The sequence below is a fragment of the Streptomyces milbemycinicus genome, assembly GCF_002154605.1.
In the GTDB taxonomy this organism is placed as follows: Bacteria; Actinomycetota; Actinomycetes; order Streptomycetales; family Streptomycetaceae; genus Streptomyces; species Streptomyces milbemycinicus.
In genome coordinates this window covers 1-14,529 of record NZ_MUNE01000100.1, presented here as the reverse complement: position 1 = coordinate 14,529, position 14,529 = coordinate 1, and the positions used below count along the sequence as shown (strand labels likewise).

Below are 14,529 nucleotides of genomic sequence, written 5' to 3'. Positions count from 1 at the left end.
TGGTCAAGCGGCATAGCGGTATTCGTTAATGACGCCGCCGAGGACATGTGTACGTAGGAGTTTGTGCGCGTCGGGGTTGTGCACGGTGGTGGGCTGCTGGTGAGCGTCAGGAGGTAGCTGGCCTCGGCTTCGATGAGGGCGGTGTGTGTTGTAGTGCCGTTGGTAGGCGGCCAGGACTCGTCGGACGTGTGCCTCGTTCGTGATCAGGATGTGGTCGAGGGTTTCGCGCCGGATGCTGCCGATCACCCGTTCATAGTGGGCGTTCATTCTCGGTGTTCGTGGCGCGCTCTTGATCACCTCCATGCCATCGGCTTCGAAGACGGCGTCGAAGGACTGTCCGTACTTGCCGTCGCGGTCACGTAGCAGGAACCGCAGGGACTCCGTCCGCATGCCGAGGTCGGCGGCTGTGTTCCGGGCCTGCTGTACGGCCCATTCCTGGGTGGGATGGGCCGTGACGCCTGAGATGTGGAGGCGCCGGGTGCCGTGTTCGAGGAAGGCCAGCGCGTACAGTCGGCGTCCGCGCACGGTGTCGAGATGGAAGAAGTCTGCAGCGATGATGCCCTCGGCCTGGTTCGTGAGGAACTCGCGCCAGGTTGGGCCGGCGCGGCGTGGGGCCGGATCAATGCCCGCAGCGTTCAGGATCTCCCACACCGTGGATGCGGCGATCGGATGCCCGAGGCGAGCCAGCTCGCCCTGGATCCGCCTGTGGCCCCACCCTGTGTTCTCCCGGGCCAGTCGCAGTATCAGCTTCCTGAGCGCCGCCCTGGTCGGTGGTCGCCCGGTCCGAGCGCGCTGCGCGCTGTAGTCCCATTTCGCCGCGATGAACCTGCGATGCCAGGCCAGCAGGGTGCCGGGCGTGACCGGGAAGACCTCACGCCACCGGTAGCGGGGTATCAGGCCCGACAGCGCAGCCAGCCAGAACCGATCAAAGGGCTCATAGCGCACCCGGCCGTTGATCTGACGGCGCAGCACCGCGTTCTCGTGCCGCAACACGAGCAACTCCGCGTCCTTCGTGGCCTGGCTGCGCAGCAGTACCCGGGGGGATGGACAGCAGCTTGCGGGCGATCTTGTACACCAGTGAGACGGTCACGCGGACATGCTGCCAGCCGAGACCGAATACCTGACGTTACCTGCGGCGACGACTTTCCGAGCCCCACAGGATCGTGCAGCTCGGACGCAACCTCCTCATGGACCTCGAGGACGCGGGCAGCAAGGCGAAGTTCCTCATCCGCGATCGCGATTCCAAGTTCACAGTCGCCTTCGACGCCCTGATGACCGATGCCGGTCTCAAGGTCGTCACCACCGGCATTCGGATGCCGAGGATGAACTCGCTCATGGAGCGATGGATACAGACCTGCCGCACCGAACTCCTGGACCGGACCTTGATCTGGAACCAGCGACACCTTCTCCACGCCCTGCGCGAGTACGAATCCTTCTACAACGATCAACGCCCGCACAGGGCCCTGAAGCAAGCCGCCCCATGCCGCCCGCTACCCACACCCATCACCCAACAAGCCCAACTCGCCCACCTGGAAGTCAGCCGACGAGACCGACTCAGCGGAACCCTCCACGAATACCAGCACGCGGCGTGACCTGCACGGATGATTTATCGGCACCCGCAGTGCCGCAGTACGTGGCTCTCTACCTGCAACGAGACCACGAGAGGCGGACGTTCCGCTTCGAGCAGGCGCCGCTGCCTCTGCCTTCGATCGCGCAGTCCTGGCTGATCCATCGCGGCTGTCCGCCCGAGTCCATCGCACTCGACCCCGAATGGGGCACCGCGCCGGCCGACGAGGTGACGCGGGCCCTGGAGCAACGCCTCATGAGTGACGGGAACCACTATGCCCTCGGCTGGTCCTACACCCGGGACGACCCGGACGACTGGGTCACCCTCGCGACACTACGCGCCCTGGATGAGCGTGCCCCGTCCCCGTTCCGTGTCGTGGTCGAGGAAGCCGATATCGAGGCGGGAACGCACACACTGCGCGAGGGCGGCTTCGAAACGGTCCATGAAGCCCTGACGGGGTGCGACGACCGCCTCAGCGGCACGGGTAAGGTTCTCCCGCCGGTCCGCCCGACACCATCCCTTTCCCGCCCAGCTTCCGTGCCGAAACCGGTCGCTCCCCGCTCACCGGGACGTTCCCGCTAAAGCATTTACCACGCCCCCGGCGCGCACCAAAGGTGCGCTGGACTGCTGACCAGCCGTTCCCGGAAACCAGGAGCCGCCTTGCGCGGCCACGATTTGGATCGAGGCCTACGCCACGCGGCGCAACACACTCCTGAAACTGTCACTGTATGTAAGAATTGATGCATTGATGGACAAGGGGACGGCAGATTGACTCAACCATGACCGAATCCTGCCCGGAACAGCCGCCAGGTCCGGGCCCGAATGAACCCCTGCGGCTCAGTGCCGCCGGCGCGGCCGCATCAGCCTGGATCACTGTGTTGACCACCGAGCACTACAACATGCAGACGCAACGCGCCGCCACGATCAGCGAAGCCAACGGACGGGCCAGCATTTTCCTCGGCGCCTTGTCGGCCGGCCTCATTGCTCTCGGGTTCTACGGTCGCGCCGGGCACAGTGCAGGGACCACCACCTTTTACACGCTGGTACTGTCGTCGCTGGCGTTCTTGGGTGTGGTCACCTTCGTTCGCTGCCTGGAGATCTCCATTGACGACTGGCAGTTCAATATCCGTATCGCCAGACTGCGCGCCATGTACGCGGAACTGGTTCCCGAGCTGGCCGACCTGCTCCTCGCTGTGGCCGGTGCCGAGCAGGCCGTGGTCATGTTGACGCCGCACCGACAGCCATTTCAGCGGATGCTCAGCGTTGCGGGCAGTATTGGTGTGATCACGAGTGTCGTCATCGGTGCCGACGTCGGCGTCGTGGCCTACGGACTGCACGCCCCGCTCACCACAGCTCTTCCTGCGGGAGTAGCGGCCGGACTCGTTATGCTCGTCGCGAGCGTCCGCTTTCAAAGCTCGCGCTGGAAAGGGGTTTCTGCCGCCGACCCTTCTCGCGGCAGCATCTAGAGCACACCCGATGCAAAAAGATGAGCCTGAGTTGAGTTTTACCATCCTTTGACAGTGGCGTGCATTTCCCAGACGAGGATTTCGGCGGGTTCGTCGGCGGTGATCCGCTGGCCTCCGGTTGCAGTGAAGCGCACGGAATCCCCGGCTTCGAGTTTTCCGGATGCCTCCAGCGTGACGGTGCCGCGGGGAACGAAGAGGTGAAGGAACGGCGCCTCGGGAAGGAGCACCGAGTCGCCCGGGTTCAGTCGTGCCGCGTGCAGTCCGGCGTACTTGTTCTTGATGCGGATCGCCGATGCGTCGGCATGCCGGTCCATTCCCGAGGCCACGGTGACCAGGCCGCCGTGCAACAGTGCATCGTCGATCTCCAACTGTTCGTAGCCGGGAGTGATGCGCTCCTCGTCGGGCACGACCCACATCTGTACGAAGTGCACGGGGTCGGTGTGGGGGCTGACGCCCTCAACTCGCCAGGAGTCGTTCTTCTCCGAATGCAGGATGCCCGTCCCGGCGCTCATGCGCTGGGCGAGTCCGGGGTAGATCAGCCCGGTGTGGCCGGTGGAGTCCTGGTGGACCAGTGACCCCTGCAGCACCCACGTGACGATCTCCATGTCCTGGTGTGGATGCGTTTCGAAGCCGGTGCCGGCGGTGACGATGTCGTCGTTGTTAACCAGCAGCAGTCCATGGTGGGTGTTCTGAGGGTCGTAGTGGTGCGAGAAAGAGAAGGAGTGCTTGGAATCAAGCCAGGACAGCTCTGTTTTGTACCGTTCCCGGCTGCGGCGGATGTCCACCGTCGGTTGCAGAGCAGCGGTCATCGCATGCGTCCTCTCCACACCCGGCGTACCGCCGCGTTCACAGCCGTCCCCGGGCGCCGGGCGGAACCGTCACCGCCGGCACAGCGTCGGGGGCTCCCCGGTCGGCGACGTGCAGTTGCGTGCAGTGCTGGTCGGCGATCTCGGCGCAGATGTCGGCCGCCTGCTCGCAGAGGGGGTTGCCGAAGTCCGCGGCGGTCAACGCCATGATCATCTTGTAGCGGAGGTCATACATGTCCGCCTCCGGAAGTTCGGGGGGTCAGCAGCCTCCAGGCTAGGCGCACCCGCGTGCCGCCGCCATCCGGAAGTATGGGCGTGATCGTTGATCGTGGGTCTGAGACTGGTCTACCTGATCTTCTGTCGACTACTGGGCTGCCCCTCTTGCTGGGCCGATCGACCGCCGCGAACAACGTCGAGATCCTCGCTCCCCGCCATGAGGTCGCTGCGCTGCGTCGGCAGGTCGAGCGCCCGCGGATCTCGTGGGCCGATCGTGCCGTGCTCTCCGCTCTCGCACGGCAGCTGCCGCCCGTCTTGCGTCATCATCGGCTGGTCACCCCGGGGACGCTGCTTGCCTGGCACCGCCGTCTGGTGCGCTGGAAGTGGCGTCAAGCACCGGTCAGAGCCGGTCGTCCGCCGTTGTCGGAAGAGACGGTCGCGCTCATCCAGCGCTTGGCGAGGGAGAATCCGACCTGGGGCTACGTCAGGATCCAGGGTGAGCTGCGACGGCTCGGTCATCGGGTCGCCGCCGCCACCGTCCGTCGCGTCCTGCGCCGTTCTGGTCTACCGCCCGCATTGCAGCGTGCATCCCAGCAGACCTGGCGCTCGTTCCTCCGCACCCAGGCCCGCACGCTGCTTGCCTGTGGCTTCATGCACGTGGAGACCGTCTTCCTCAAGCGTCTCTATGTCTTCTTCGTCATGGAGATCGCCACCCGGCGTGTCCATATCCTGGGCGTCACCGCCAGGGGCGGAACCGGTGGCAGGCGCGGGGATGCCGGGGGTGCAACGGCTGCAGTTCTTCCTGTCCGAGTCCCCCTGGGAGGTCGAGCAGGTCAACGACCGGCGGCTTGAACTGCTGCGTGAGGAGTCGGCGACGGCTCCGCGCGACGGCGGGGTCATCGTGATCGACGACTCCGGAGACCGCAAGGACGGCACGGCGACCGCGCACGTGGGCCGGCAGTGGCTGGGCCGGTTGGGAAAGACGGACAACGGCATCGTCACGGTGACCACGGTATGGACCGACGGCCGCGTGTACTACCCACTGCACGCGACTCCCTACACCCCCGCCCATCACTTCACCCGCGGCCGGTCCGATCCGGCCTTCCGCACGAAACCGCAGCCGGCCGCCCACCTCGCAGCCCGCGGGAAGGAAGCGGGCTTCAGCTGCCGGGCGGTGGTCGCCGACTGTGCCTACTCCGTCAGCGACGACTGGTACCTCGCGCTGCGCGAGGCCGGCCTGGCCTACGTGGTCGCCCTCAAGCCGCACCGCGGCACCTGGGCTCCGGTCGACCAGCCGCACACCCCCATCGAAGCCGCCCACGCCCTGACCTGGTGCGATGCCAAGTGTCCAGGCGACTGGACACCCGTGGAGCGTCACTTCCGCGACGGGCACACCGACACCTGGTGGGCCGCCGATGCCCGCCTGGGCGGCTACGGACCCGACTCACCCTGCCGCCTGATCGTGGCCACCACCGACCCAGCCGGACTCCCGGAGAAGGCCACCTGGTACCTGGCCACCAACCTGCCCCACCCCGACGCACCCCATGCCACCACCAGCCCGCACCCGCCGGCCGACCTCGCCGAGATCATTCGCCTCTACGGCCTGCGTCCGTGGATCGAGCAGAGCTACAAGCAGATCAAGGACGAACTCGGCTGGGCCGACTTCCAAGTCCGCTCCGACCGCGCCATCCGCCGCCACCAGACCCTGGTCAACTGCGCCTTCTCCTTCTGCTGGGACCAATGGTTCGCCCCACCCGGACCCCTGGATGCCACCGCGCCGGACCCGTGCCCCGACGAGAGGCCAGAGAGGGGGACCGGCCCCGTCCCACCAGCTCCAACCGCGTTGCTGGCCCCGGGCCTTACGAGCCATCCGTTCCTGGCTCACCCCCGCCATCACCCTCAACCGATGGTGGCGAGCCTGGACGGACACGGACCCACCCTCCGAGCTCCAGGCCCTGATCGACGCGGTCACCACCGGACACGGCATCGACCTCCACCTCCGGATTTAACGAACTACCGGTAAGGCGCACGGCCGGCGTGGCGGGGAGCGGCCGCCTTCTCGACCCGGCTGATATTCCCCGACACTCGGGAGAATGCGGCGAACGTGGTGTCTGACCAGTCAGGTTGCGAGCGTCCCGGGTCACGGCTGTGGGCCCTCAGGAACGGGTGACCGAGACAATCCACGAGCGCAGGCGTGTGATGTCCGCGAATGACGCGACAGTCTCCCGGTCGGATCCGGAGAGAACCCCTACCAGCACCTCATGACCGGTCCGGTTCCGGACCGTCGCCGGGCCGCCCGAATCGCCTCCCACGGGGAGGCCGTTCCCCCGCGCGGCGCAGAAGTCGTCCGCTCCTACCATGAGTTCGCACCGCCGGTCCGAGTGTGCCGCGACCTTCAACTGCGCCTGCTTGAGCACATTGGACTGGCATGAGGACTCAGGCTTCGGGGGAGCGCACGTGGCCCCCCAACCGTATGCGCGAACACTCCGGCCCACCTTCACGTCTCCGCTGCGCCCCAGCTCGATCGGCTTGACCTTGAGTCGGGGAACCTTCACGAGTGCCACGTCGGCTTTGGGAGTGAACAGGGTGGCGTTCTCGATCCGGCGCACGATGGTGCCGTGCCGCTGGTCGAGGCTGCCGACCCGCAAGGTGATGCGCCAATTGTCGTATCGGACGCAGTGGCCGGCAGTGAGCACCCACTCGGGGTCGACCACCGTACCTGTGCACGAGGGGTCGCCGTCGGCGTAGACACGGACGGCCCACGGGCCGTGCTTGCTGACGGACCCGCCCTGGATTGCCCAGGCCGATTCGGGCAATGCCAGGACGGCGAGGAGCATGGTGAGTATTGCGCCCACTCCACATAGTTTGATCAAGATGCATACCCCTTGGCCGGTGTGCCCGCTGGTCGGTGAGTCTCACCCACCCCGTGAAGAGTCGTGGTTGGGCCTCGGGGTTCCCTGAGAACACGCCGTCTCAGGTGGCGTTCCACAGGCATCGGTAGAAGTCGATCCGTTGCGGTCGGGACCGATGCCGTAGGCGTCAAGGAGGGCGTCCGCCCAACCCGGCCCGTAGCTCAAGTCGGCACTCCAGGCGGCGCGGCCAGATCCGCCCACCGGTCGGCGACGCCGAGGGCTCCCAGGTCCACGTGAGCGGACCACGAACCTTCCTCGGGCAGGAGCGTGTTGGGGGCGCAGGGGTCGCCGTGGCACACGACGAGGTGGTCGACCGGCGGCGCCTCGGGTAGGTCTGCGGGCACCTCGATGCCCGCGCGCCGGGCGATGCCCAAACGGTGGTCGACCGACCAGCTGAAGGGGCAGTCGGCCACGGGCAGCTGCTCGTGCAGGGCCCGGAGCGCGGTGTGCCGATCGAGTCGTGGGGGCCGTTCGCCGAAGGCCGGAACAACCTCTTCACGCACCCGGTCCTGAGCGACATCGCTGGCGAGCACGGGAAGTCCGTGGCACAGGTGGTGCTCCGCTGGCTCGTCCAGCTGGAGGTCGTCGTGATCCCGAAGTCGGTCCGCGCCGACCAGGGTGGAGAACATCGACATCTTCGACTTCGTGTGGGGTTCCAGAACTCGGCCCGGCGCGATGACCAGCGGTAATGAGTGGAGTAGCACTCGCTGGGAAGGACTCGGATTGTGCCGCTACGTCTGCTCTACTTGATCTTCACCCGGCTGCTCGGCTGGTGCGTGCTCCTCTGCAGTTCCTCCACCTCCAAGGACATCGAGCTGCTCGTTCTGCGGCACGAGGTGGCGGTGCTGCGCCGCACGAACCCCAAGCCGCGCTTTACCTGGGCCGACCGCGCGTACCTCGCCGCGCTGGTCCGGCAGCTGCCGCGGCGACTGCGACGGCACCGTCTGGTCACACCCGACACGATTCTGCGGTGGCACCGCCGACTGGTGACGAAGAAGTGGACGTACCCGAACCGAACCGGCCGCCCGCCGATCGACCAGGCGATCGCCACGCTCATCGAACAACTCGCCCGGGAGAACACCTCGTGGGGATACAAGCGCATCCAGGGCGAGCTGCTCAAGCTCGGCCACCGCGTGGGCGCCTCCGCCATCCGCAGAGTCCTCAAACGCCGGAAGACACCCCCGGCACCTGAACGGCAGACCGACACAACGTGGCGGCACTTCCTCCGCACCCAGGCCCAGGCCACACTCGCCGTCGACTTCTTCCACGTGGACTGCGCCGTCACCCTGCGGCGGCTGTATGTGCTCTTTGTGATGGAAGTCGGCACCCGGTACGTGCACGTCCTCGGAGTGACCGGCCATCCGGACGGCCCCTGGACCACGCAACAGGCCCGCCATCTCCTGATGGACCTCGGCCACCGCGCATCCGAGTTCGACTTCCTCATACGCGACCGGGCCAGCCAGTTCAGCAGGTCGTTCGACATGGTCCTCGCCAGCGAGGGCATCAAAGCCGTAAAGATCCCTCCGCGGTGCCCCCAAGCGAATGCATACGCGGAGAGATTCGTACGCACCGTCCGTTCAGAGGTCACCGACCGGATCCTCATCTTCGGCCGACGCCACCTACGCGCCGTGCTGAACGAGTACATCCAGCACTACAACGAACGAAGACCCCACCGCGGACAACAACTCCACCCGCCACGGCCCGACCACCCCATCGCCGATCCTTCCCACGAGCGGATCAAGCGCCGACAGCGCCTCGGCGGCCTCATCAACGAATACGAACGAGCGGCGTAGAAACGCAGGTCATCACAGGTGGCCGTGTTGTGGAACCCCGCACGCGGCGCTGGCCCCGGTCATCAGCCCCGAGATCATCGAGCTGCGCCACGACAAGCACCACGCGGCGTACGTGAAGGGCGCCAACGACACGCTGGAGCAGCTCGCCGAGGCGCGGGACAAGGCGTCGTGGGGGTCGATCAACGGGCTGGAGAAGAGCCTGGCCTTCCACCAGGTCGACTTCATCGAGGCCATGTGGGCTGTCGTCAACTGGCAGGACATGGCCAAGGGTTACGCCGCCGCCAAGGAGCGCGGAGACGGCCTGCTGCTCGCGCCGTGATGTCGTAGCGCGTGAGGATGTCCTGCTCGTGATCGTCGTCTCAGCCTTCACCGGCAGGCGGCACAACGAAGGGCTCCTGCAAGGGCGTGACTCGCAGGAGCCCTTCCACTTTCAAGTCGGCGCAGGGCGGCACCGGCCACCGCCACCGGCGACGGCGAGTCCGGGAGTGACGCGGGTGATCGAAGCAACGCCTCATGACACGTCGGACCGCTGGACCCAGATGACGACACGTCGCCCTGGATGCGATGATGCCCGGCGACAAGGCGACGGCGGAACGAGGAAGCCGGTGTGAATCCGGCGCGGTCCCGCCACTGTGATCGGCGAGCGGATCCCGAACAGGCCACTGCCCGGCAGCGGGTGGGAAGGCCGGGATGAGCATGACCCGAGAGCCAGGAGACTCACGCGGTCGCCCCTCGACGGAACCGGGGCGGATCTCCCCGGAGAAGGGGACGGTTCTGCCATGCCCATGAGGCCAGCCGACCGGACGGCCGCAGGAGCGGTAGCCGAGGAACCGGTGACCGAGGCAGCGGTGGACAGGCCGGCCGGCCCGGCACCGTGCCGGGTCGTCGTGTGCCGGGACTGTTGCTGCGGCAGCCCCAAAGTGGCCGGCGTCGATCACGCGGCGCAGACATCGCGCCTCGCCCAGGAGGCGCCCGTACGCGTCTCCACCTGCCTGGACGTATGCGACCAGGCCAATGTGATCGTCGTGCAGCCCTCCGCTGCCGGACGCGCCGCCGGTGGCAGGCCGGTCTGGCTCGGCCTGGTCAACGACCCCGACGCGACCGAGGACATCTCCGCCTGGGTGCGGGCGGGCGGCCCCGGCATCGCACCCCGGCCCGCCATCCTCGACCTGTACGCCTTCACCCCGCCACGCCGACGCACCATGTCCTTGCCAACGTCCGGCCGCCGGGCGCGGTGACGGTGGGGAGGCCAGGGCTCCGACCTCGCGCCGTCGTACTCACCGGCTGGGCACGCCCGGGAACGGGCGTGCCTCGGCCGCCGTCACCGCGGCCCCGGTCCGCACGCCGTGCAGTACGTGGGCCAGCACCTCCGCCCCGCGTACCACGCGGGGGCCGGGGCGGTTGAAGTGGGACGGACCGTCCAGTACCCAGACGCGCCCGGCCCGCACCGCAGGCAGGTCTGACCAGCCCGGCAGGCGGGTGAGCAGGTGTGCCTCGCGCAGGGTGCGCTCGGGCGGGAAGCCGCACGGCAGGACCAGCACCACGTCCGGCCGTGCGGCCCGCACCGCGTCCCAGACCATCGGCTTGGTGTGCTCACCCGGTGCGGCGAGTAGCGGCTCGCCGCCGGCGGCGGTGATCTGCTCGGGTACCCAGTGCCCGGCGGGCCACAACGGGTCGAGCCATTCGATCGCCACGACCCGGGGCCGGGCGCGGTCCGCGGCCGACGCGCGGACCTGTGTCAGGCGGGCCCGCAGCGTGGCCCGGCGTTGCTCGGCGCGCTCGCGCACGCCGAGCAGTTCGCCCACCGTGACCAGGCAGTCCAGTACGTCGTCGAGGGTGCGCGGCTCCAGGCTGAGGACGCGGGTGTCGGCGTCGAGGAGCCGGACGGCGCTGCTTACCTTCTCGTACGAGACGGCGCACACGTCGCACAGGTCCTGGGTGAGCACCACGTCGGGGCGCAGGGCCGCCAGCGCCTCGGTGTCGAGGCTGTAGAGCGACGATCCGGAGTGTGCGGATCCGCCGACGGCGTCGGAGATCTCCCGGCTGGTGAGGGCGTCCTGGTCGAGGTCGGCGCCGGTCACCACGGGCACGGAGGCCACTTCCTGCGGAGGCCAGTCGCATTCGTGGGTGCGGCCGACCAACTGTGCGGACAGCCCGAGTTCGGCGACGATGTCGGTGGCGGCCGGCAGCAGGGAGACGATGCGCATGCCGCGACTCTAGGGCCTGCCCCAGGGCAGGCCCCGGACCCTGCCAAAGGTCAGGCGCCCCAGCGCACAGCGATCGTGTCGCCGCCAGCCACGGCGTACTCCCGCGTGGCAGAGGTGAAGGACGAGCCGTCGAGGCTGACCTTCCAGGTGTTCGAGCCGCTGTTGGCCTTGCCGTTGAGGGAGGTGATGGTGCCCGTGCCGGTGGACGGGGTCACGGCGGTCACGCAGCCCGACGGGGTGGCCGCGCCCGTGGCCGCGTCGAGGACGGCGCCCAGCGTGGTCGTCGAGCCGGTCGGGGTGAGGGTGACGGAGCACGTCTTGAGGTTGCCGGCGCCGTCGTCCACGGTCAGTGCCAGTTTCGTGGCCGTACCGGACGTGAAGGTGCCCTGGCTGACCCACTGCGGGGCGCCCGAGGTGGTCGGGACGGGTGGGGCGGAGGTGAAGCCGCCCCCGGCCACGGCCCGCAGCCCGTCGATCGACGCGTATGCCGACGGGCTCGTGTCGCCGGGCAGGTACTTGAAACCGCCGCCCGGGTTGAACTGCTGGGCGATCAGGAAGTCGACCGGCGTCTTGCCCTGGGAGGTGAGGAAGTCGCCGGTCTGGGGGTTGATGCCGCAGGCGTTCAGGCCGGAGACGGCCCAGCCGTTGGAGTCGGTGTTGACGCCGAACAGGGCGTTGAAAGCACCGCTGCCCGCCACCAGCTTGCTCCTGAGGAACGCCTTGGCCTGCACGATGTCGGTGTCCGTGTTGGGCACGCCGGATACGCACAGGGCGGCCATCGCCGCGCCGGTCATGTCGATGTCGCTGGCTTCGGAGAGTTTGCTCGGGTCGCCTTCGGCCTTGGCGTAGTTCCAGCCGCCGTCGTTGTGCTGGTTGGCCCGCAGACGGGTGATGATCGCGTCGCGCAGCGCCTGCGGGATGCGGGTCTGGCCGGATTGGGTCTTCGCGCCACCCAGGGCGAGTGCGGCGAAGACGGTGCCGTTGAAGTTGGCCGACGGGCCGAAGTAGCCGGGCTCGGAGTTCTGCCAGTAGCCGTAGATGTCGGCGATCAGGTTGCGGGAGGCGGAGACGCGGGCCGGGTCGATGCCGGCGGCGTAGGCGTTGAGCGTGGCGCGTTCGTAGTCGGTGACGACAGGGGAGGAGGACGGCCAGCCGCTGGTGGACAGCAGGTTGCGGTAGACCGTTCTCGCGTTCTTGTTCGTGTCGCCGTCGGGTGTGACGTCCACGGCGGCGGTGCCTGCGGCGGCGAACGCGCTGAACGCCCACTCGTTCGACAGCCCCGCCCCGGCGTACGAACCGTCCGCCGTCTGGAGGGATTTGAGGTAGGCGACGCCGTTCGTTCTCGAGGTGGCGATCTGCGCCGGAGTGGCGGTCGCCGCCGCGGGCAGGGTGGTCAGGGCGAAGGCGCCGAGCGCGGCGGCCACGGTGAGCACGGGGCGGCGGAAGGACGGGGGCACGGTACGGGACATGGCCTGCTCCTGGGATGAGGGACGCCGACCGGTACTCGTGCCGGGCCCTCGCGGTGCGGTGGGAGCGGCGGGCATGGTCGCCGCCCGAGACGCGTGGACCGGCTTCCAAAGGTGTTTCGCCGCTTGGGCATTCGGGCTCGGGTCGGCCTCCAGCCGTCCCACACCGCTGCGCGTCAGCCCCGGACTCTCACCGGGTTCCCCCACTCGGCAGTGCGGGACGGTACCCGACCGGCGCCCCCGTCGCCAGGGGTGCTCTGAACACCCCTGAGCCGACCAGTGCCGCACCTTGACGCTGTCTGTGAACCGTGCTCAAATCCGGTTGATACGCAATGAGTTCCAGGGGAAGCCGGTCGAAATCCGGCGCTGACCCGCAACCGTAGGCCCGGCACCGCCGGGCAAGCCGGAATGCCTGGAGCGTGTTCCAAGCAACAGACGCCGTCGCGGACTACGGCGTGGTGCGACCAGCCTCCATGCGTCTCTACGCGCATAGGGGGCATTCAGCCACGTTCCCGCCCGCGCCGGTCAGGCGACGAGGGGGCCGCGGTGGGGACCGGGAAGCGAAGAGACGGGCGGACGGGGACGAGACCCGGACGTCTGATGGCACTCGTGTCGGCGCTGTTCGCCCTGCTGGCGGCGTGCATGACGTTCCTCACGACGACGTCCGCAGTCGCCGACCCGGTCGCCGACTGCACCGCCACCAAGGGCGCCGTCGTCGCCGTCGACTTCGGGCCGTTCGGCGGGAAGGTCGAACGCGGCTGCGACACCACGCCGACCACCGGCTACGACCTGCTCCACGAGGCCGGTTTCAGCACCACCGGCACCGAGCACGACGGCCCCGCTTTCATCTGCCGCATTGGCTACGATCCCTTCAACTCCGGTACGCAGTACCCGACTCCGGACAAGGACGCCTGCGTCCTCACCCCGCCGGCCACCGCCTACTGGTCCTACTGGACCGCCTCTCCCGGCCAGGACGAGTGGACCTACAGCCCGTACGGCGCCATGGACCGCAAGCTCAAGGACGGCGACGTCGACGCATGGGTCTACGGCGGCACGGACGTCGGCGGCAGCACCGGCAAGCCCACCTTCAGCCCCGACGACGTCCGCGCGGGCGGCACCAGCACTCCCGACCCGGGCGACCCGCCCACCGGCGAGCCCGGCGAGGTCGACGTGACCGCCGCCGCGAAGTGGCTCAAGGGCCGCCTGACCGACGGCGAACGCATCGTCGACGACGGCGCCGACACCCCCAACTACCTCCTGACCACCGAGACGGCCTACGCCCTCGCCGCAGCCGATGGCAAAAGCGCCTCCCTCGACAAGGTCACCGCCTTCCTTGCTGCACGCAGCGCCGACTACGCCTACCCGAACGGCGCAGACCAGGCCCCCGACGCCACCGCCGCAGCCCGCCTCGCCCTCCTTGCCGAGATCACCGATGCCGACCCGCACGCCGTCGGAGGCCACGACCTCGTCGGCGACCTGACGAAGAACGTATGCGCGGCAGGCCCCGAGTCCGGCGAATCGCCCCCCGGCTGCACCGCCAAGGGCGACTTCCGGAACGCCGCCTACACCGACGGGCAGGCGCTGTCGGTCCTGGCCTTGCTGCGGGCGAAGACGACGCCCCCAGCCGCCGCGGTGGACCGGCTCGCTCAGGTGCAGTGCGCGGACGGCGGCGTCACCAGCATCCTCATCCGCCCCGGCGAGTACTGCGACGGCGACCCCGCCACCACCGGCCTGGTCACGCTGGTGCTGCAGAAGGCGGGCGGTCATGACGACGCGGTGGCGAAGGCCCGTACGTACCTGACCAAGGCCCAGCACGAGGACGGCTCCTTCCCCGGCTACACCGGCGCCACCACCGGCAGCGTGTACGCCACCGCGTACGCCGCGCAGGCCCTGCGCGCCCTCGGTGACACCGGCCGCGCCGACGCGGCCGTCGCATGGCTGTCGCGGCAGCAACTCGACGGCGGCGGCTTCGGCTTCGAGGAAGGCGCCACCGACCCCGCGGTCTACCCGACACCGTCCGCCGTCCTCGCCGGCGCGCACACCAGCCTCGCCACCCTGACCACGAAGAAGACGGAGCCGACCGACCCGCCCACCTC

At 68.6% G+C, this 14,529-nt stretch carries 14 protein-coding genes, 3 pseudogenes and 3 riboswitches; of the genes and pseudogenes, 10 read left to right on the top strand and 7 right to left on the bottom strand.

Going from position 1 to position 14,529, the window contains the following annotated elements; genetic code table 11:
- Positions 1–3 precede the first annotated feature (3 nt).
- Positions 4–993 carry an integrase core domain-containing protein gene (locus CCN51_RS08925; RefSeq protein WP_319637693.1) on the bottom strand — a complete coding sequence of 330 codons (990 nt, stop codon included), beginning with the start codon at positions 991–993 and terminating at the stop codon, positions 4–6.
- Positions 994–1,160: 167 nt separating this feature from the next.
- Here CCN51_RS08925 and CCN51_RS08920 point away from each other — a divergent pair.
- The 3 genes and pseudogenes from CCN51_RS08920 to CCN51_RS08910 form a co-directional block, all read left to right on the top strand.
- A pseudogene (locus CCN51_RS08920) lies at positions 1,161–1,592 on the top strand (integrase core domain-containing protein); the annotation flags it as partial.
- 41 nt (positions 1,593–1,633) lie between these two features.
- Positions 1,634–2,149, top strand: coding sequence for a hypothetical protein (locus CCN51_RS08915; RefSeq protein WP_143675753.1), 516 nt, complete (start codon positions 1,634–1,636; stop codon positions 2,147–2,149).
- 197 nt (positions 2,150–2,346) lie between these two features.
- Positions 2,347–3,033 carry a hypothetical protein gene (locus CCN51_RS08910; protein WP_143675752.1) on the top strand — a complete coding sequence of 229 codons (687 nt, stop codon included), beginning with the start codon at positions 2,347–2,349 and terminating at the stop codon, positions 3,031–3,033.
- 38 nt (positions 3,034–3,071) lie between these two features.
- On the opposite strand, the gene CCN51_RS08905 is transcribed toward CCN51_RS08910, so the two are convergent.
- Positions 3,072–3,842: a pirin family protein gene (locus CCN51_RS08905; RefSeq protein WP_014173850.1), complete on the bottom strand. Its 771-nt coding sequence runs from the start codon at positions 3,840–3,842 to the stop codon at positions 3,072–3,074.
- Between the two features lie 37 nt (positions 3,843–3,879).
- The gene (locus CCN51_RS56335) at positions 3,880–4,074 is read right to left on the bottom strand and encodes a hypothetical protein (protein WP_014173851.1); all 195 of its coding nucleotides are present in this window, start codon (positions 4,072–4,074) and stop codon (positions 3,880–3,882) included.
- A gap of 74 nt (positions 4,075–4,148) precedes the next feature.
- Here CCN51_RS56335 and CCN51_RS08895 point away from each other — a divergent pair, with 74 nt between their 5' ends.
- Positions 4,149–4,907, top strand: a complete 759-nt coding sequence (locus tag CCN51_RS08895; protein ID WP_425444751.1) for an IS3 family transposase — start codon at positions 4,149–4,151, stop codon at positions 4,905–4,907.
- Positions 4,801–6,078: pseudogene (locus tag CCN51_RS08890) on the top strand (IS701 family transposase); the annotation flags it as partial. The gene CCN51_RS08895 and the pseudogene CCN51_RS08890, both read left to right, overlap by 107 nt.
- A gap of 133 nt (positions 6,079–6,211) precedes the next feature.
- On the opposite strand, the gene CCN51_RS08885 reads toward CCN51_RS08890, so the two are convergent.
- Both CCN51_RS08885 and CCN51_RS59865 read right to left on the bottom strand, forming a co-directional pair.
- A complete protein-coding gene (locus tag CCN51_RS08885; protein ID WP_014173853.1) occupies positions 6,212–6,892 on the bottom strand; it encodes a S1 family peptidase in 681 nt (226 codons plus the stop codon).
- A gap of 236 nt (positions 6,893–7,128) precedes the next feature.
- Positions 7,129–7,380 carry a phosphotransferase gene (locus CCN51_RS59865; RefSeq protein WP_238545290.1) on the bottom strand — a complete coding sequence of 84 codons (252 nt, stop codon included), beginning with the start codon at positions 7,378–7,380 and terminating at the stop codon, positions 7,129–7,131.
- Positions 7,381–7,404: 24 nt separating this feature from the next.
- Between CCN51_RS59865 and CCN51_RS59860 the strand changes: the two are divergent.
- The 4 genes and pseudogenes from CCN51_RS59860 to CCN51_RS08860 all read left to right on the top strand — a co-directional run.
- Positions 7,405–7,612, top strand: a pseudogene (locus CCN51_RS59860) (aldo/keto reductase); the annotation flags it as partial.
- Between the two features lie 80 nt (positions 7,613–7,692).
- Positions 7,693–8,760, top strand: a complete 1,068-nt coding sequence (locus CCN51_RS08870; RefSeq protein WP_086859426.1) for an integrase core domain-containing protein — start codon at positions 7,693–7,695, stop codon at positions 8,758–8,760.
- Between the two features lie 49 nt (positions 8,761–8,809).
- Positions 8,810–9,079 (top strand): hypothetical protein, encoded by a 270-nt coding sequence (locus tag CCN51_RS08865; RefSeq protein ID WP_063647513.1) that lies wholly within the window; start codon positions 8,810–8,812, stop codon positions 9,077–9,079.
- A 276-nt stretch (positions 9,080–9,355) separates the two neighbouring features.
- Positions 9,356–9,479, top strand: a riboswitch (cobalamin riboswitch).
- 60 nt (positions 9,480–9,539) lie between these two features.
- On the top strand, positions 9,540–9,998 hold the full coding sequence (locus tag CCN51_RS08860) for a (2Fe-2S) ferredoxin domain-containing protein (RefSeq protein ID WP_405384713.1): 459 nt from the start codon (positions 9,540–9,542) through the stop codon (positions 9,996–9,998).
- 39 nt (positions 9,999–10,037) lie between these two features.
- Here CCN51_RS08860 and CCN51_RS08855 read toward each other — a convergent pair whose 3' ends face one another.
- Positions 10,038–10,967, bottom strand: a complete 930-nt coding sequence (locus tag CCN51_RS08855) for a cobalamin-binding protein (protein WP_014173859.1) — start codon at positions 10,965–10,967, stop codon at positions 10,038–10,040.
- A 50-nt stretch (positions 10,968–11,017) separates the two neighbouring features.
- A complete protein-coding gene (locus tag CCN51_RS08850; RefSeq protein WP_014173860.1) occupies positions 11,018–12,436 on the bottom strand; it encodes a prenyltransferase/squalene oxidase repeat-containing protein in 1,419 nt (472 codons plus the stop codon).
- Positions 12,437–12,561: 125 nt separating this feature from the next.
- A riboswitch (cobalamin riboswitch) is annotated at positions 12,562–12,637 on the bottom strand.
- A gap of 93 nt (positions 12,638–12,730) precedes the next feature.
- Positions 12,731–12,864: riboswitch (cobalamin riboswitch) on the top strand.
- Between the two features lie 169 nt (positions 12,865–13,033).
- Here CCN51_RS08850 and CCN51_RS08845 point away from each other — a divergent pair.
- A partial coding sequence (locus CCN51_RS08845) for a prenyltransferase/squalene oxidase repeat-containing protein (protein WP_143675751.1) occupies positions 13,034–14,529 on the top strand: 1,496 nt, incomplete at its 3' end.